Source organism: Armatimonadota bacterium, assembly GCA_016125185.1.
Lineage (GTDB): Bacteria > Armatimonadota > Fimbriimonadia > Fimbriimonadales > Fimbriimonadaceae > Fimbriimonas.
The window spans coordinates 58,074-75,248 of the sequence record WGMG01000011.1 but is presented as its reverse complement, the minus strand read 5'-3'; the positions used below and the strand labels follow the sequence as shown (position 1 = coordinate 75,248).

Sequence of the window (17,175 nt, the reverse complement as noted above, 5' to 3'; positions counted from 1 at the left end):
AGTCAGCAAACCTAGACCGTGCCCGACCACTCGAATCCATCAACGCCAGCTTCGACCACCACATCCGCGAGGTCGGCTCCTCGAAACACCAGCCGAAACGCCTTGCGCGCAAATCCCGCGTAAACCACACCTACCGTCGAACCCACCACCGAAAGTTTCTTCCCTTTCCGAACAACCCGAATCGTCGTCGTCAGCCGCTCGCCTCGCTCGAACGCGAACGATTCTCCATCGTCCTCCACTAACATCGAGCCCCACTCGCCATCCACCGACGGTACGAACACTCGAAGTTCCACAACCTCGGGGTGGTAGCCCATCGTCGAGGGCGGAGCCTCGGTCCACATCGGCACCACCGACCCCGCTCGCGCGAACAGCGGAATCCGGTCCAGTGGAGCCTGGCTCCAAACCGTCCCTTCGCACCGCGCACCGGTCCACCAATCGATCCACTCGCCCGATGGCAACGCCACCGATCGCGCCCGCACCTTCGGCGCCAGGACCGGTGCGATCAGTAGCGACGACCCAAACAGGTACTCGTCGTCCACCTCGCTCAGGCTCAAATCCTCCATCAGCAGGGGCCGCATGATCGGAAGTCCCGTCGTCGCCGACTCCACAAAAGTCGTGTACAGATAAGGCATCAGCCGGTATCGCAAGTCGATCGCCGCATGACACGCCGCCTCTGTTTTCGCCCCAAAGCTCCACGGGTACTGGTCCACATTTCCCGCGTCGTTGTGGTTCCGGCAGAAAGGCGTCAGCGTCGCCACCTGCATCCATCGCACCAACAATTCCGGCGACGAATTCTCGCCAAATCCGCCAATATCCGCCCCGATGAACGGCTGACCCGAGAGGCCAAGACCAAGCGACATCGGCAGGCTCATCGCCAAATGCTCCCATCGCGACATATTGTCGCCCAGCCAGTTCGCCGCGTACCGCTGGATTCCCGCCGAACCGGCGCGGCTCAGCACGAACGGACGCTGGTTCGGCAACGCTTTCTTCAGCCCCTCCGCCGTGCCCATCGCCATCAGCATTGCGTAGCCGTTGTGGTACATGCCGTGGCTATATTTACCGCCATCGAACCGCATCGCTGACGCGGGAATATCACCGGTGGCGGGCTCGTTCATGTCGTTCCAAATCCCCGCCAAACCGAACTGAATATGCTTCGCGTTGAGCTCACCCCACCATTCGCGAGCGACCGCCGAAGCGAAGTCGGGAAAAGCCGTCTTACCCGGCCAAACCTGCCCCTGATACACCGCCCCGCCTTCGGTTCGGCAAAAGGCATTCTTGGCCAAGCCCGAATCGTACACCGAGTACCCCGGCTCCACCTTCACCCCCGGGTCAATGATCGTCACCGACCGAAAGCCCAATTTCGTCAGCGACGACAGCATCTTGGCCGGCTCGGGTAACAGTTTCGGGTTCCACGTAAACACCCGGTACCCGTTCATATGGTCGATATCGAGCCAAATCGAATCACACGGAATGCCCTTCTTTCGGTACGTCTTCGCGTGCTTGAGCACGTCCTCCTGGCTGTACGGATGCCACCGGCAGTGGTGGTACCCCAGCGACCAAAGCGGCGGCGTTCCCATCCGGCCCGTCAGCGCCGTGTACGCCTCCAGAACGTTCTCCAACCGAGGGCCAGCGAAGAAATACTCCACATACCGGCCACCGTAAAACAGGATGCGAGTCTCGTCTTCGGTCGCAAAATCGTATTCGGCGCGGCACAGGTTATCGACGAAAAAGCCTGCCGCATTCCCCTTCTCGTCCACGGTTTGGTAGAACGGAATCGAGATGTAGTAGGGGTCGTATTCCGTACTCCGCGGATCGTTGCTCGGCCCGCCCGCGCAATCGCAGGCACCGATTTCGCGCCTTGCCGACGGGTTCAAAACATCGACGTTCCAAAGCGTCATGTGCCGCCCCGCCCGGTTGAGCCGACCCGTCTTCTCGCCCAACCCGAGGATCACATCGTCTTCGCCTCGCATTCGCGTCACGATGAACGAGTCGTTGAGTTGAGCGTACGACCCCAAGTTTCCGTCTTCCGAAGTCTCGAAGATTGCGCTTCCATCCGCCCGATGGGCTTCCAGCCGAAACGGGTCCAGGTGGACCGTCACTCGAACCTGGTCTGTCGCCAGTTCAACTCGCCCCTTCTTTTCCTTCACCGAAAACGGCGTTCGCATCGACGCCACATCGGCGCAGACCGCGTACTGGGGCGCATCCACCCCACCGTGGGCAGGCGTGATCTCGAACCGAAAAGTATCCGGTCGAAGAAGGTCGATCGCCAGCCGCGCCTCATCGACTTCGGCCACAATCCCGGTCGCCGTTTTCTCCCATCCGGTCACGCGTTGGAGCTTCGTAAAATATCGAGATTCAGTCATGATGGGCGCTTCGAGCGGACTCAATCAGTGTATTCCGTTACCCCGGGGGCGGATGCAGACTTTTGTACCAAAAGCCGGTAAGTGGATGGAGGTTCCCAGAGTCGTTGGCTTCGAAGTAAACCCGTCGGTCCATTGGCCTTGCCATTGAGTTAGAACTTCGAACTCGATTGGACGGTTGCGCACATTCGCGAGCACCAAACCGGTTTCCCCTTTGCCAACTCGCGCAAAGGCGACCACATCGCCGGACGAAAAGTCCGTCACGGCTCCGGTCTGAAAAGCCTCATGCTTGCGGCACAACTGCAAGAGCTGAGTCATCCAAGCCCGCACCGCCGAACCCGAATTCCAGTCGATCGACGACCGTTCAAAGATCGGAATCGCCTTCGGCCACCCGACCTCCTGGCCCTCATAGACCAACGGAACCCCGCCGTACAACGCCGTGATCAAGAACGCCGCCTCGGAGCCTTCTTCACCCCCAAAAACCTGAACGTACGGATCGTGAAACGCCGACTCGTCGTGATTGGTGATGAACCCCAAGCGCAACCCTTCCGAGGTCACTCCAGACAACTCATTGGCCTTACCGCCGCCAAAAATCGACCTCAACTTTCCGTAAAAGTCCCACCCGTAAAGCAGGTCGAACCCCGAAGAGTAGAGGCCACGGTTTCCGCCTTCGCCCAACATTAGCAGGCGCTTTCCCGACTTGGCGCGAAGCGACGAAATCGCCTCCTTCCAAAAGTCGAGTGGCACGTAGTCCGCCGCATCGCACCGAAAGCCATCGACGCCGTACGTCGTCACCCAAGACTGCATCGCGGCGATCATCGCTAGCCGCATGGGCGCAACATCATAGTTCAGGTCGGCCACGTCCATCCAATTCGTCCCTGGCGGATGCGTGATCGCCCCCGAGGCGTCGTGCGTGTACCAATCGGGATGCGCCGTCAGCCACGGGTTATCCCACGCCGAATGGTTCGCCACCCAGTCCAGCATCACTGCGATCTTGCGCCGATGGGCCTCCTTCACCAAGCGCGAAAATTCCTCGGCCGTTCCAAACTCCGGATTGACCTTGCCATAGTCGGCAACCGCATACGGCGAGCCCAACGGCGGAACCGCCTTCACCTTCCCGACCGGCATGATCGGCATCAACCATAGAACATTGATGCCAAGTTTCTGCAGACCATCCAAGCGATCCGTCAGTTCGCGGAAGCCACCCTTTGGCCCCAGGGCGCGCAGGTTAGCCTCGTAGACCACCGTCTGCGAAAGAGGCGGCAAGAAGTCCGCGTCCACCGGAGCCTTGGTGAACGCGGCAAGTACGGTGAGAACACCAATCATTGGGACTAGTTCATCCCAGCCTTGGCCTTGATCTCTGCGATACGCTTCTCCTTTTCCGCCGCCGACATCGGGCTTCGGTTGATGTAGTCGATCTGTTGCTGGGGTGGCAGTTTCGCCACCGCGTCTCTGGTCTCTTCGGGCGACAACGCCTGCGGCGCATTGCCAATGCTACAACCGGTCATGACCGTACCGACGAGTAATACGGCGGGTAGCCAAAGAGTGTTGGAAGTCTTTCGGGTTTTCATGAGGGAAACTCCCCCTCTGGTTCGCCAGAGGGGGATCGGTCGTTACTGGTTATCCGGCGAAGCAAAGTTCGTACCCCACCACTGGAAGCTGGTGCCTCGGCGCGGGTTGCCGTCGTTCCACGAAGGGCCGTAAGGGCCCGTGCCGGTGTCGCCGTAGTTGTCCGGCGGCGGCAGAAGCTTGTTGGTCTTGTAGTACTTCGCGTGGCCATCCATGTGCCCGACATTGCTACCTTGGTTCCAGTAGCCTTCGAAGTTGCCGCCCCAGAAGGGAACGCCACCGCCACCCGGCCATTGATTGCCATGCTCGGGGAATTCGGAGAACAGAACGACCTTCGACACCGACGTAAATTGCGTCTGTCCGTAGCCCGGTCCCACGCCAGTCTGGCCTTCGCCACCGGGCGAGCCCGTCACCGTGTTCGGCGCAGGTTGGAAGTAGCCGTAAGCGCCCGTACACTGCCCACCCTGATAGCCAAACAAGCACTTATTGACGTTGTAGTCGTCGGCGGGATAGATGTCGTTGTACCACTTGGCCGTGCCGACCGTCGAAGTCCCAAGACCGACGCATCCGTCGCTCGGCGGGAGCATATAGTCGCCAAAGCCGTTGTCGTGCTGTTTGCGTTGGAGCGTGCCCTGCGGCGACGTGCTCGCGGGAATCTTGAAGATCTCACGATTCTTGGTGTACGGAAGCAAGCGCGTCATAAAGATGTACGGTTCGTATTCGTTGGAATGCGGGATGAAGTCGTCGTTGTCCGACGAGTAAATGAATACGGACGTCATTAATTGCTTCAGGTTGGAAAGGCTGGCCGTCTTCTTGGCCGCCACTTTCGCCTGCGCGAACACCGGGAAGAGAATCGCCGCCAAGATCGCGATGATCGCGATGACGACGAGAAGTTCGATAAGAGTGAATGCTTTTCGTTGCATGATGGATTACCTTCGTTGGTTATGATTGAGTGCGAATTGAATCTGTACTGAACAGTCCGTCGACGGCGACGAACTTAGCCGGAACGCGATAGGTGCCGTGCTCGGTCGGCTGACCATCGATCTGCGCTCGCAAAAGCTCGATCGCTTTGCTCCCCATCTGCTCCGGCAGAATCGCGATGCGATGTGCCTGCCACGGACGGCGAAGCCAGATCGGCGGCCAATCGTTGAACGTCACGACTTCGAGCTGATTGGGAATCTCTAGGCCCAGGTTCTCGGCCCCCGCGAGCACCGCGTAGCCCATGAGATCCTGAATGCAGAGGACGGCCGTGACCGGGTCCTCCGAGCGCGCCATCGCGAACAGCGCATCCGACACCGCTTGGTCGAAGTACGCCCGATCCGAAACTTCCAGCGAGGGGGCGAACTTGCGGACCAAGCCGTTCGTTTCGAGCCCGTGTTCGGCCATGATTTTCTCGTACGTCGAGCACCGCTCGACGACGGTCGAGACGTCCGGCTTGTCAAACGTAAACAGCGCGATGCGCGTATGGCCTTCGGCGATGAGATATTCCAGGGCTTCTCGGGTGGCCTTGACGCTGTCCGGCACCACCGCGTCGGCAAGGGCCCCGTCGGGAATGCGGTCCAGCAAGACAAGAGGAACGCCCTTCGCTCGAAGGCGATTCATCGCCTCGCCAGCGCGGCTCCCGTCCGTCGACCAGCACAGAATCCCATCGCACTCTTCCGCCATTTGGTTGAGGAGATCGATTTCTCGTTTCGGGTCCGCCTTGGCATCGCAAAGCAAAAGGTTGAATTCGTCTCCCAACCCGTCGTGAATGCCCGCTAACAGTTCCGGCCTCGGAAAGTTCTGGATGTGGTCGATCTGGTCGACGATGAGCGCGATGCGGCCCGTTCGCCGCTTTACTCGGGGGGCGACGACGGTTCCTCGACGCCCATCGCGGACCACTGCGCCCTGCCGCTGAAGCTCTTCCAACGCACGATTCGCCGTCAATCGACTGACGCCCGTCGCGTCGGCCAAAGCCGCCGCCGATGGCAGTTGGTCGCCCGGACCATACTTGCCAGTCGATATCTCAAAACTCAGTTCATCGGCGATCTCGCGCCATCGCGGGCTTTGCACGACTTACAGTATATATGAAAATATTCGTTATAGAACAAAATATTTTCATGGACGAAGTCGCAGCTTAAAAGATCAGTCTATATCGAATCAGAGACTACAAATAGACCGGCTCGATGAGTTGCCCTGTCTTCGGGTCGGTTGGGAATTGTGCGCCCATCTTCCTCAGTTCCAACAGGAGCCGGTCGGCCAATATCTTGAGCTGTTTGGGGTTGAAGGCGCTCAGGTCGCGCGTCTCGCCGATGTCGGTTTCGAGGTTGTATAGCTCCCACTTTCGATCCGGGTAGAAGAAGATCGCTTTGAAGGCTCCCATGCGGATCGACGAGAACGGCTGGAGCCCCGGCCCCCGGCCGCCGCGATAGTGCGGAAAATGCCAAACGTTCACCTGCTCCCGCTCGCTGTCCTTGCCCTGGGTCACTTCGGTCTTGAAGGAATAGCCGTCCGGCGCATTGGCCCGGATTCCGGCCAGATCGGGCATGGTGGCAAACAAGTCTTCCGACGTGATGAAGGTCTTCGCCAGCACCTTGCCCGCCGGAATTCCCGGCCCGGCAAACACGAGCGGCACCCGCGTTCCGCCCTCATACGCCGAGCCTTTTCCGCTCCGAAGCGGAAGGTTGTGGAGGTTCGGATATCCGCCCCGCTGGGAAACCGAGAGCCCGCCATTGTCGCTCGTGAAGACGATGATCGTGTTGTCGAGTTCGCCCATCTTCTTCAATGTGGAGACAAGCTGGCCGAGCGCCACATCGTACGATTCGACCATTGTCGCGTAGGCCGCCTCGGTGGGGTCCATGCCCTTGTAATGGCTCAGGTATTTCTTGTTCGCCTGGATCGGCGCGTGTACCGCGTAGGTAGCAAACCAAAGAAAGAGCGGCTTCTTCATCTCCGCCGAGCGATGGATTTCCTTCACCGCCTCGGCCGTCAAAGCCTCGGTCAGATAGATGTCTTTGCCGTGGTAGGCGTCGAGCTCCTGAATATCATCCAATGCCGGAGGATCGTTGGGATTCTTTTTCTTCCGCGCAAAGTTATCGAGACCGTAATAGCTGTTGGGGTTGCCCGCCGCCGAACCCGCAATTGAACGATCAAAACCGAGGTTGGTCGGGCGTTCGCCCTTTGTATGCCACGCGCCAAAATGGGCCTTCCCGATCTCGACCGTGTAGTAGCCCGAGTCGTGGAAGACCTGCGGCAATGTCGTGGCGTCGCCGGGCTGAAAACCGATCGCTCGCCAGTCAGGTAAGGTGATTGTCGGGTCGGGTCCATCGGTATCGCGACCGTCGTAAACCCAATTGGTGATGTGGTTTCGGGCCGGGTTGATGCCGCTCAAGAGCGTCACGCGGGATGGAGTGCACACCGGCGCGGCGGCATAGGCTTGATTGACTTGCACCCCACGTTTGGCCAGTGCCTCCACGTTGGGCGTTCGAAAATGTCGCCCTACCAGCTTTTCCCGCAATCCGAACGACAGCGACGTGTCCTGCCAGCCCAAGTCGTCGACCAGGAAGAAAACGACGTTCGGCCTGGGTGCCTGTATACTGACAGAAGTCCGTGCAGCTACGAGGAGCGAGATCAATCCCAGCATCAAAGCCAATTCTAACTCAATGGCTGTTTTTTGGGTTAGCCCTGGCCGGTTGCTCGTCGGCGCCAACAACCGCCGCTCCCGCTCTCCCCACCGCCACCAAGCCCACGATCAGCGATGAGATGATCTTGATCAAGGGCGGAACCTTCAAAATGGGTTCCGAAAGCGGCCTCAGCGACGAACTGCCTATTCACACGGTCAGCGTCAACTCGTTCTACATCGACCCGCACGAGGTCACTAACGGACAGTTCGCCAAGTTCGTCTCGGCCACCCACTACGTGACCACCGCCGAGCGGCAACCCGACCCCAAAGATTTTCCCGGCGTCGATCCCCAAGACCTCAAACCCGGCGCGGGAATCTTCGTCGAAGGCAAAGGCTGGACGTACATGCCGGGCGCCAACTGGCAGCATCCCTACGGTCCCGAAACTTCGATCAAAGGCAAGGATGAGTACCCGGTGGTCCAAGTTAGTTGGGACGATGCCGTCGCCTACGCCAAATGGGCGGGTAAGCAACTCCCGACCGAAGCCGAATGGGAGTATGCCGCCCGCTCCGAGGGCAAGCCGTCCGAATACGTTTGGGGCGACCAAGACTACGACGACAAGAAGCCACAAGCCAACATTTGGCAAGGGCAGTTCCCCGAAAAGAACGACGACACCGACGGCTACAAGGAGACGGCCCCCGTCGAAAGCTTCCCGCCGTCGCCCATCGGCCTGTACGACATGGCCGGAAACGTGTGGGAATGGACTTCCGACTGGTACCAACCCGACTACTACAAGCGTTCGCCGAAGGACAATCCGCAGGGTCCGAAGTCATCCACCGACCCCGACGAGCCCAACGTTCCGAAGCGCGTCATGCGCGGCGGCTCGTTCCTGTGCGCTCCCGATTGCTGCCGCGGCTATCGCCCCAGCGCCCGCATGAAGTCCTCGCCCGACACCGGCTTGTGCCATGTCGGGTTCCGTTGCGTGAAGTCCGCTAACCCGTAGGATCGACCTTTCCGGGCGGTCGAACCTTCGAACCGACCCTTTTGGTGAGCGTGTCGCCGAAATCCTGGCGAGCTTCCTCGATCAATTTCAACAGGCGCTCGACGATCTCGGGATGTTGGTCAGCCACGTTTGTCGTTTCCGCCGGGTCTTTCGTGATATTGAACAGCGACAAACCGATGTGCTCTGTCACCTCGCCCGCTGGCTTGCCGCCCGTGCCGGCTGGGTACGTCTGGTGTCGGTGGTTGTGAGGGACGTGGAGCTTCCAATCTCCACTCCGAACCGCTTGCAGTTCGCCTGGCCAATAGTAGTAGAAGGCGTCCCAAGGCGTCTTCGCTCCCTTCTTGCCCGTGATCAGGTCGCGAATATCATGCCCGTCGATCTCATTCTTGGGCAAGGTCGCTCCCGACAGCTTCGCAAAAGTTGGCAGATAGTCCATCGTGGAAGCCATTTCGTTGACGACGAGGCCCTTGGGAACGAATCCGGGTTCGTAGAAAATTCCTGGTTCCCGGAAGCCACCCTCAAACGTCGTCCCCTTGCCCTCTCGCAGGCCCCCGGCCGAACCAGCATGATCGCCATAAGGGAGCCACGGACCGTTGTCGGATGAGAACGTGACGAGCGTATTCTTCTCTAATCCTTGCTCTTTGAGCGTCTTCAAAACTTCGCCCACCGACCAATCGATTTCTTGAACTACGTCGCCGTAAAGTCCCGCCCTGCTCTTGCCAAGGAATCGTTTGCTTGCCGCAATCGGCACGTGTGGCATAGAGTGAGTCATGTACAAAAAGAACGGCTTCTTCTTGTTTTTGCGGATGAATTCTTGGGCGTGCTCGGTGTATCGGCGCGTCAGTTGCGCCTGATCGTCGAGGTTCTTAATCTCTTCTAGTGGCTTATCACCTTCGTACAGAAAGAGACGGGGCCAGTTGCCGTTCGGGGGCCACATGTCGGCGGAATACGGTAGTCCAAAGAACTCGTCGAAGCCCTGGTGGGTCGGCATCAGGTTCTTGACCCCCAGGTGCCATTTGCCAACGCAGGCCGTGGCGTAGCCACTGGCTTTCAGCATTCGAGGAATCGTGATCTCATCTGGATTAAGACCCGTTTTCCAGTCGGGACCAAGAACCTGAGGAACCGACACACGGGTGGGATAGCACCCCGTCAGCAGGGATGCGCGCGATGGACTACACGCTGGCGACCCCACATAGAAGTTGGTGAACTTCGCGCCGTTGGCAGCCATGCGGTCCAGGTTCGGCGTCTTGTAGCGTGTATTGCCGTAACAACTAAGGTCGCCGTAGCCCATGTCGTCGACGAAGATCACGACGAAGTTCTGCGGCTTTTGGAACGCCATTGTTCCGGCAAGCAGAATGCTGAGCACCATTCGGCCAGATTACCGACTACGGCAGAATATTGCCCGCCGCGCGGTAGATCTCGTACCAGTGCGGACGCGAAAGGTCGATCTTGCACGCGTCGGCAACTTCCTTCACTCGGCTCGGCTTCGTCGTTCCCAAGACCGTCTGCATCTTCGCCGGATGCCGCTGGAGCCATGCGATCGCCATTCCCGTCTTCGTCACGCCGTATTCGGTCGAAAGCGTATCGAGCACCTTGTTCAACTCAGGAAACTTGGGATTATCCACGAACACGCCCTCGAAGAAGCCGAATTGGAATGGCGACCACGGCTGAATCGTGATCTTCTTCAGTCGGCAGTAGTCGAGGATGCCGCCATCGCGGTCCACCGAGTTCTCATGCTTCATGTTCACCGTCAAGCCCTGGTCGATCATGCCCGTGTGCATCACGCTGAGCTGAAGCTGGTTGACGTGGAGCTTCATCGGAAGCGACGCCTGCAGCAGTTCGACCTGCTGTGGGTTGAAATTGCTGACGCCGAAATTCTTCACCTTTCCGGCTTTGGAGACGGTCTCGAACGCCTCGGCGACCTCTTCCGGCTCGATCAACGTATCCGGTCGGTGCAGGAGCAGAATGTCGAGGTAGTCGGTATCGAGCCGCTTCAGAATTCCGTCCACCGACGTCAAAATGTGCTCCTTCGAGAAGTCGAAAAATCCCTTGCGGATGCCGCACTTGCTTTGCAGAATGATCTTGCTTCGGTCCAGGCCCAGGCGCTTCACCGAAGCCGCGAAGACCTCCTCACACTTGCCGCCGCCGTAGATGTCAGCGTGGTCGAAGAAGTCGATTCCCAAGTCCAGTGACGAGCGGATCAATTCGTCGATCGCAGACGGCTCCATGCCGCCAATCCGCATACAGCCGATGGAGATTTCCGACGCCTCGACGCCCGAGGTGCCAATCTGCAAACGATTCATGCCGCAAGTCTACTTCCCCTTCATCTTGCTTCGCCCGAAGCGTTAAACTACGATTATGAAATGGCTTTTGCTCGGCCTCTTGCTGGTCCCATTCGCACTCCCGTCGGCGAAGCCAAAGGTCGTCATCGAAACTACGCTTGGCGACATCACGGTTGAACTGGAACCGGACAAGGCCCCAGTCACCACCAAGAACTTTCTCCGCTACGTCGATGCCGGTCGCTACAAGGACGCTCGTTTCCACCGCACCGTGACCATGGACAACCAACCCGACAAGAAGATCAAGATCGAGGTGATCCAGGGCGGAGTGAATCCCAAGTTTGAAAAGATGGACTATCCGGCGATCAAGCTTGAGCGCACCAACAAAACCGGTCTGAAGCACCTCGACGGCACAATCTCCATGGCCCGTGACGGTGCCGACACCGCCACTTCCGACTTCTTCATCTGCATTGGCGACCAGCCCGAACTTGATTTCGGCGGCAAGCGCAATCCCGACGGACAGGGGTTTGCCGCTTTCGGGCACGTGGTCAAAGGCATGGAGATCGTCAGGAAGATTCAGGGCCAACCGTCGAAGGAGCAGTCGCTCACACCGCCGATCACGATCAAAAATATCCGTCTAATGAAGTAGCTAGTGCGCGCCGATCTGGGACCGCAAATCAACGGTTTGCCCAGTCCGTCGCGATTCTTCGGCTCGAAATACCACCGTATGTGTCCTTAACGATGTCTCTGTATCCGTTCGAACCAGCGATGGATCGTTTTGCTCGACGGCTCGAATCAGAATCTTCATCACTTCGGCGTCTGCGCCGCCATGAGCGCCTTTCGAGTTCGGAAGGTCGATTTCCGTCTTCTTGTTGCTTCGCCAAAACTCCCAATAGGTCAGCTTTCGCTCGTCGATTTTGGCTTCCAAGTAGCCCTTGGTGCCGTGTACTCGGATGAAGCGCCCACCTGTCGGCGTAAACGCCGTCATGGTAAACGTCGCCGTAGCACCGGACTCAAAATTGAGCGCCACAACCTGGTGGTCCACCACATCGTTATCCGATTGAAAAACGCATTTGCCGTAGCTACTAACACGTAAGGCGTCGATCGCCTGCTGACGCGCTAAGCGATGGAAACCGACGTATCGGGCCCAACCAGAATCGCTCAGGTAAATCTTCGTCGCATCGTACGGACAAGTTTCTGAGGCCGGACATCCCTCAACGCAGAATTTAGGCGCTCCCTCGGGGGCATTCTCCTTGCGGAAGAAGCTCAGCTTGCCGTACGAAGAAACGCTGGTGACCTCGGAGCCGACCATATCCATGAGAATATCGATGTCGTGACAACTCTTCGCCAGAAGCATAAAGGTCGAAGCGCCTTCGTTGCCCCAGTTCCCTCGCACAAACGAATGCGACATATGAATGTGCTCGACTGCTTCGAGCTGATCATACGAAACCACCTCGCCCAACACGCCTGACTGAATGATGTTTCGCACCTCGGTGAACGCCGAATGGTAGCGGAGGCTGTGGCACACGCTGACGATTCGGCCGGTGCGTTTTCGCACGTCGTTGATCGTCTCGCAGTCGGCCAAGGACACCGCCATTGGCTTCTCCAAAAGCATGTGGTAGCCGACTTCCATCGCTTTCACTGCCGAGCGGATATGGGCGTGATCTTGAGTCGTGTTGATCACAATGTCGGCCAGCTTCGGCTGAGCCAAAAGCTCTTCCCAAGTCTCATAGCAGTGCGAAGCGGGAATACCGTGGGCATCCGAAACGAGGGCCCGTCGGACGGGGTCGGGCTCGGCGACCGCGACCACCGATCCTGGTCCGCATTCGTTCGCCAGCCACTCGCTGAACATCTGGCCCCGACCACCGGCACCAAGGATAGCAAATTTCAAAGAAGACAACATTTTTCTGCGCGGCTCCCCACGATGATACGTCGCTTTCCAGGCTCGAATCGTACGAATTCCGAACGATCAAACAGTCAATCGTTTGATTTCTGAATCTCGCTCTGCGATCCTTTAGAATGAAGACAAGACCATGATTACCGCCCTCCTCGCCGCCCATTTTCTTGGCACCACCTACGAGTGGACGTACAAACCTGCCCCCGGACCAATCGTCAATCCCCTCAAGGGCTGGGCCCCCTACGTCGGCGAAGGTTCTCAGATTCAACAACCCTATTCGATGGTTTATTTCAACGTCAAATGGAACGAACTAGAACCGCAGGACGGCGTGTACAAATTCGACGAATGGGAGAAGAAGACTTGGGATATTCCTGCCGCAAAAGGCAAACTTGTCGTCTTCCGAGTCAACATGGACTATCCCACCGAAAAGACGGGAGTGCCCCAATGGCTGATCGATGCTGGACTGAAGATGACGCCCTACACCGATTACGGCGGAGGCAAAAGTCCAGACTACAGCAATCCTCGCCTGCAGAAGGCGCTTCTCAAGTTCATCAAGGCTTTGGGTGCCCGGTATAACTCCAATCCCAGAGTAGCCTTTATCCAAGTTGGCCTCCTAGGATTCTGGGGCGAGTGGCACACCTGGCCGCGGACGGAGTTATTCGCGTCCGATGATTTTCAAAAGCAGGTCCTCGACACCATGACGAAGGCCTTTCCCGACAAGAAGCTGATGGCTCGCAATCCGTCCGGTGTCGCTGGCTCCTACACTAACCTTGGCTTCCACGACGACATGATTCCTCAAGACACCGTCGGTTCCGAGGACTGGAAATTCTTGCCTGGAATCTTAGCCCACAACCTCGGAGCGAATTGGAAGCAGTATCCGCGCGGAGGCGAAATGGTGCCCTTTGCGTCTAAACAGTACATGGTGGACGAATACTCGACCACCCTTAAGGCCGTCCAAGATGTCCACTTCACGTGGATCGGTCCCTACTGCCCAGCTCTTGAAAATATCGAGTCCGACACGTTCAAGTCCAATTGCCGCCAACTCATCCGCACAATGGGTTATCAGTTTTCCCTCACCAAAGCATTCGCTCAAATCGACGGGAAAAATCTCGCCTTCAGAATCGAAGGAACGAACGACGGTGTCGCCCCGTTCTACTACCTCTGGACCGTTCGCTTCGCCCTGCTCGATGACCAAGACCACGTTGCCGCCCAGACCGATTCGACCATCGATATTCGCAAGTGGCTACCCGGAAACTTCAGCGCAAATGGGTCGGTTTCTTTCGCCACAAAGCCGGGAAAATATCGTCTCGCCCTCGGCGTAATCGATCCTTACAACCGGGTTCCCGACGTCGAATTTGCCAATCAAATCGACAAGATTGACGGCTGGCAAACCCTTGGTCAGGTTCAAATTAAGCCGTAACCAGGGGTGTAAGAGAAATCAAACGATTGATCGAATTTTGTCTCTCGCAAAAGTTAAGAACCAGTGTTACACTCCCACTGAAATAAGCCGACCGGGTCAAGCCGACGGCAAATCTCTGAGGTAGAGAGATGTCAAAAAGAACTTATGCATTCACCCTCATCGAGCTGCTGGTGGTCATCGCGATCATCGCCATTCTCGCTGCAATCCTCTTCCCGGTCTTTGCCCAGGCAAAGGTCGCGGCCAAGAAAGCCACTGACCTAAGCAACATGAAGCAGATGGGTCTGTCGATGATGATGTACTCGACTGACTTCGACGACCTGTTGCCGATGGCAATGACCAAGGACCCAATCCCAGTAGCACAAGCTACTCCGCCCGACTACAACATGCTCGGTACCGATCACGCATGGACTTGGTGCTCGGATAACGACCAAAACCCGACTCAGATTTGGTGGACCTACGGCGAAACCACGTGGCCCTATCATAAGAGCCTCAACATCTTCCGAAGCCCGAACTCGCCGAACTCTAACGGCAACCCCGGCCTCGGCAACTACGGCGTCAACTGGAACCTCATGGGTGTGCCGATCTTCGATCCCAATCACTCTTGGCCGCTCAGCACCACCGCAATCGATGGCGTCGCCGATAAAGTCCTGGTCATCAATGGCGGAAACGTGGTCCTCTACCAGTACAACATGGTTCAGCCAGGTGCCTACGGTGGGCTCGATTACGTTGCTGGTGCATGCCCCAACGGACCGACCTCCGGCCCCGATGCTCAGGGCGTCGATTGTAGCCTCTACAACGTCTCATGGAACTCCTTCCCGCAAATGAAGGGCGACCTCCAGACCGGTCGGCACAACAAGTCGACGATCAACGTCACCTACGCCGACGGCCACGCAAAGTCGACGGCATTCAAGGGTCTCGCCGCCAAGCAAGGCTCCGCATGGTGCCCGAACGGCAACACCGGATGGGCCTGCAACTAGTGAAACGAACTCTCGCCTTCGCTCTCCTTGCCGCCGTCTTCGGCGGCATCCTCGCCGGGTGCGAAGGCGAACATATCGTGAAAGCGCCGCCAACGCGGCCACAGAATATTGGAATGGCGCGGGGTACCACCGCTAACGGGAATACTCCTCCTGCCGCCAATAACGGGAATTAGTTTCAAACGATACTAATGCAATTTTCGGACTTCCTCCCTCCAGGAAGTCCGTTTTGCTTTAGCGCTTCGTGACTCGACTGCAGGACCCACGCTCGACCACCATGATTGGCGTGCTGACGATTTCTTGCATGTCGCCTGGCTCGCCCGCGATCAGTGCACACAATCTCTCCACCGACCGAGCCCCTTGCTCTACGCTCGGCATTCGAATAGTTGTGGTCTGTGGCGTACTCCACTCGCCCATTGGGGAATCGTGGTAGCCAATCACGCTCATCTCCTGCGGAACCTTGATTCCCGATTCCACCAGTCCTTGAATGATCCGCATCGCCGTCACCAAGCTTGCCGTCGCAATCGCGGTCGGACGTGGGTTCATTCCCAAAATCGCCCGAATCACTGGCTGAACGTCGCTTCCGTCGTACAAGCACGACAAAATTCGATCCTCCGGTACTGGATGCCCGGCCGCCGCGCACGTCTCCAAGAACGCCGCCATGCAGAACTGCGAAGTCTGACTCTCGGGATGAACGGCCACAAACGCGATCTGCGAGTGCCCCAGCCCCAGCAGATAGCTGGCCTGTACCGTAAATCCTTCTTCGTCGTCCAACACGACCGAGGGAACAACCTCCCCCGCCTGCCGATTCAGGGTTACAATCGGAATCTTGCTCCCCGCCGCCTTCGGCAAAAACTGCTCTTCGGGCAGGTCGTCCGAGACGATGATCCCGTCCGCCCGCCCCTGCAAAACCAGATTCAATAACGCTTCCGTCGCCACCGGCTCGGGATATTTGTAAACCAGGAATGCTTGCCCCAAGCGGTTCGCCGCCTCTTCCGCCCCTTGTGTCAGCGCCGGATGAACTGGATCGCCAAACTTCGGAAACGCCATGACGATCGCGCCAGAACGCCGGGTGCGCAGGGCTCGCGCCGCCAAATTTGGTCGGTATCCCAGCTCGTCCGCGGCCTTCAAAATGCGCTGTCGAGCCTCTTCTGAGGCGTGAATTTTCCCGCCTTGAAGAACTTTGGATACGGTCGAAATGTCGTATCCGGCCAGATAAGCAACGTCTTTGAGCCTTACCATCGTGCCGTTTCGATGGGTCATTATACGCCCATCCGCACCAGTCAAACGATTGTCTTGCGAACTCCAATTCGTCGAAAGCGTGTTACGCTAGGAATGCCATGAGGAATCGACGTCGAGCGCTGGTCGTGGGAGTTCTGCTCCTCATGCTTGCGGTCGTCGGTCTCCGCCTCATTCTGCATCGAACCATCCGCCTAACTCCGGCGGAAATTCAAGCCGATGTCGCCCACCAATTCCCGGTCGAGCGCAACGAAACGCTCTATCGATATCGCCTGGACCAGCCCACCATTTCGATCGACCCAGCCACCGATCTGGTGTCAATGGCCGTGACCGCCGACGCCTCCGCCATTGGCACATCTTCCCTTCACGCGCGCGTTTCGGCGACCGGAAACCTGCGCTACCAAGCTGACATGGGAGAACTCTTCCTCGATCATCCCCGGGCCCTCATCTCCCAAGTCGATTTCGGAGGCATGCCCGATCGCTACCGCACCGCCGCAAGCCAGATACTGGCCCAGGGCATCGAAACCTACGTTTCGCGCAACCCGATCTACCGACTCCGACAAGGCGATACAAAAGCGCTCGCAATCCGCCGCCGACTGAAGTCGCTCCAAATCAAGAACGGCGAAGTCGTTATCGAGCTAGGAATCTGAGGCCCGCCGCCGATCCAGTTCCAGCAACAAATCCCATCGTTCCTGGTCCGTCATCTTCGGCCACGCCGCAACCTCTCGCCCCGTCCGATAGCAACCGGAACAGATCAGCGACTCGTCGATTCCACAGTGCTTGACGCACGGCGACGGGCACGGCAAAAGCGGCTGTTCTTGCTCATTTTCCATTC

General features: G+C 58.0%; 16 protein-coding genes. 5 read left to right on the top strand and 11 right to left on the bottom strand.

Features of this window, described 5'->3' with window-relative positions; translation table 11 throughout:
• Positions 1–11: 11 nt before the first annotated feature.
• The 6 genes from GC165_20325 to GC165_20300 form a co-directional block, all read right to left on the bottom strand.
• Positions 12–2,363 (bottom strand): DUF4968 domain-containing protein, encoded by a 2,352-nt coding sequence (locus GC165_20325; protein MBI1335218.1) that lies wholly within the window; start codon positions 2,361–2,363, stop codon positions 12–14.
• Positions 2,364–2,387: 24 nt separating this feature from the next.
• Entirely contained in the window at positions 2,388–3,686 is a 1,299-nt protein-coding gene (locus tag GC165_20320) for an alpha-amylase (GenBank protein MBI1335217.1), read from the bottom strand.
• A gap of 5 nt (positions 3,687–3,691) precedes the next feature.
• Complete coding sequence (locus GC165_20315) at positions 3,692–3,931, bottom strand: hypothetical protein (protein MBI1335216.1); 240 nt, start codon at positions 3,929–3,931, stop codon at positions 3,692–3,694.
• A gap of 42 nt (positions 3,932–3,973) precedes the next feature.
• Positions 3,974–4,852, bottom strand: a complete 879-nt coding sequence (locus GC165_20310) for a prepilin-type N-terminal cleavage/methylation domain-containing protein (GenBank protein MBI1335215.1) — start codon at positions 4,850–4,852, stop codon at positions 3,974–3,976.
• Positions 4,853–4,871: 19 nt separating this feature from the next.
• Positions 4,872–5,981, bottom strand: a complete 1,110-nt coding sequence (locus GC165_20305; GenBank protein MBI1335214.1) for a substrate-binding domain-containing protein — start codon at positions 5,979–5,981, stop codon at positions 4,872–4,874.
• Between the two features lie 94 nt (positions 5,982–6,075).
• On the bottom strand, positions 6,076–7,551 hold the full coding sequence (locus GC165_20300) for a sulfatase-like hydrolase/transferase (protein ID MBI1335213.1): 1,476 nt from the start codon (positions 7,549–7,551) through the stop codon (positions 6,076–6,078).
• Positions 7,552–7,670: 119 nt separating this feature from the next.
• Here GC165_20300 and GC165_20295 point away from each other — a divergent pair, with 119 nt between their 5' ends.
• Entirely contained in the window at positions 7,671–8,531 is an 861-nt protein-coding gene (locus tag GC165_20295; protein ID MBI1335212.1) for an SUMF1/EgtB/PvdO family nonheme iron enzyme, read from the top strand.
• Here GC165_20295 and GC165_20290 read toward each other — a convergent pair.
• Together GC165_20290 and GC165_20285 are read right to left on the bottom strand one after the other, a co-directional pair.
• Entirely contained in the window at positions 8,521–9,900 is a 1,380-nt protein-coding gene (locus GC165_20290) for a sulfatase-like hydrolase/transferase (GenBank protein MBI1335211.1), read from the bottom strand. The genes GC165_20295 and GC165_20290 overlap by 11 nt on opposite strands.
• A 16-nt stretch (positions 9,901–9,916) precedes the next feature.
• On the bottom strand, positions 9,917–10,834 hold the full coding sequence (locus tag GC165_20285) for an aldo/keto reductase family oxidoreductase (GenBank protein MBI1335210.1): 918 nt from the start codon (positions 10,832–10,834) through the stop codon (positions 9,917–9,919).
• Positions 10,835–10,889: 55 nt separating this feature from the next.
• Here GC165_20285 and GC165_20280 point away from each other — a divergent pair, with 55 nt between their 5' ends.
• The gene (locus tag GC165_20280; GenBank protein ID MBI1335209.1) at positions 10,890–11,459 is read left to right on the top strand and encodes a peptidylprolyl isomerase; all 570 of its coding nucleotides are present in this window, start codon (positions 10,890–10,892) and stop codon (positions 11,457–11,459) included.
• On the opposite strand, the gene GC165_20275 is transcribed toward GC165_20280, so the two are convergent.
• Entirely contained in the window at positions 11,460–12,713 is a 1,254-nt protein-coding gene (locus GC165_20275; GenBank protein ID MBI1335208.1) for a gfo/Idh/MocA family oxidoreductase, read from the bottom strand.
• Between the two features lie 130 nt (positions 12,714–12,843).
• Between GC165_20275 and GC165_20270 the strand changes: the two genes are divergently transcribed.
• Positions 12,844–14,127 (top strand): DUF4832 domain-containing protein, encoded by a 1,284-nt coding sequence (locus GC165_20270; protein MBI1335207.1) that lies wholly within the window; start codon positions 12,844–12,846, stop codon positions 14,125–14,127.
• 128 nt (positions 14,128–14,255) lie between these two features.
• On the top strand, positions 14,256–15,104 hold the full coding sequence (locus GC165_20265; GenBank protein ID MBI1335206.1) for a prepilin-type N-terminal cleavage/methylation domain-containing protein: 849 nt from the start codon (positions 14,256–14,258) through the stop codon (positions 15,102–15,104).
• A 231-nt stretch (positions 15,105–15,335) separates the two neighbouring features.
• Here the strand turns inward: GC165_20265 and GC165_20260 are convergent, their stop codons facing one another.
• Positions 15,336–16,364, bottom strand: a complete 1,029-nt coding sequence (locus GC165_20260) for a LacI family DNA-binding transcriptional regulator (GenBank protein MBI1335205.1) — start codon at positions 16,362–16,364, stop codon at positions 15,336–15,338.
• Positions 16,365–16,441: 77 nt separating this feature from the next.
• Here GC165_20260 and GC165_20255 point away from each other — a divergent pair, with 77 nt between their 5' ends.
• The gene (locus GC165_20255; protein ID MBI1335204.1) at positions 16,442–16,990 is read left to right on the top strand and encodes a DUF1439 domain-containing protein; all 549 of its coding nucleotides are present in this window, start codon (positions 16,442–16,444) and stop codon (positions 16,988–16,990) included.
• Here GC165_20255 and GC165_20250 read toward each other — a convergent pair.
• Positions 16,979–17,173: a DUF1289 domain-containing protein gene (locus GC165_20250; GenBank protein ID MBI1335203.1), complete on the bottom strand. Its 195-nt coding sequence runs from the start codon at positions 17,171–17,173 to the stop codon at positions 16,979–16,981. The genes GC165_20255 and GC165_20250 overlap by 12 nt on opposite strands.
• Between the last annotated feature and the right edge of the window lie 2 nt (positions 17,174–17,175).

Excerpts from the sequence above, each read along its gene's own strand:
- GC165_20325 (MBI1335218.1), bottom strand. The coding sequence starts at position 2,363 with ATGACTGAATCTCGATATTTTACGAAGCTCCAACGCGTGACCGGATGG.
- GC165_20320 (MBI1335217.1), bottom strand. The coding sequence starts at position 3,686 with ATGATTGGTGTTCTCACCGTACTTGCCGCGTTCACCAAGGCTCCGGTG.
- GC165_20315 (MBI1335216.1), bottom strand. The coding sequence starts at position 3,931 with ATGAAAACCCGAAAGACTTCCAACACTCTTTGGCTACCCGCCGTATTA.
- GC165_20310 (MBI1335215.1), bottom strand. The coding sequence starts at position 4,852 with ATGCAACGAAAAGCATTCACTCTTATCGAACTTCTCGTCGTCATCGCG.
- GC165_20300 (MBI1335213.1), bottom strand. The coding sequence starts at position 7,551 with ATGCTGGGATTGATCTCGCTCCTCGTAGCTGCACGGACTTCTGTCAGT.
- GC165_20295 (MBI1335212.1), top strand. The coding sequence starts at position 7,671 with ATGATCTTGATCAAGGGCGGAACCTTCAAAATGGGTTCCGAAAGCGGC.
- GC165_20290 (MBI1335211.1), bottom strand. The coding sequence starts at position 9,900 with ATGGTGCTCAGCATTCTGCTTGCCGGAACAATGGCGTTCCAAAAGCCG.
- GC165_20285 (MBI1335210.1), bottom strand. The coding sequence starts at position 10,834 with ATGAATCGTTTGCAGATTGGCACCTCGGGCGTCGAGGCGTCGGAAATC.
- GC165_20280 (MBI1335209.1), top strand. The coding sequence starts at position 10,890 with ATGAAATGGCTTTTGCTCGGCCTCTTGCTGGTCCCATTCGCACTCCCG.
- GC165_20275 (MBI1335208.1), bottom strand. The coding sequence starts at position 12,713 with ATGTTGTCTTCTTTGAAATTTGCTATCCTTGGTGCCGGTGGTCGGGGC.
- GC165_20270 (MBI1335207.1), top strand. The coding sequence starts at position 12,844 with ATGATTACCGCCCTCCTCGCCGCCCATTTTCTTGGCACCACCTACGAG.
- GC165_20265 (MBI1335206.1), top strand. The coding sequence starts at position 14,256 with ATGTCAAAAAGAACTTATGCATTCACCCTCATCGAGCTGCTGGTGGTC.
- GC165_20260 (MBI1335205.1), bottom strand. The coding sequence starts at position 16,364 with ATGACCCATCGAAACGGCACGATGGTAAGGCTCAAAGACGTTGCTTAT.
- GC165_20255 (MBI1335204.1), top strand. The coding sequence starts at position 16,442 with ATGAGGAATCGACGTCGAGCGCTGGTCGTGGGAGTTCTGCTCCTCATG.
- GC165_20250 (MBI1335203.1), bottom strand. The coding sequence starts at position 17,173 with ATGGAAAATGAGCAAGAACAGCCGCTTTTGCCGTGCCCGTCGCCGTGC.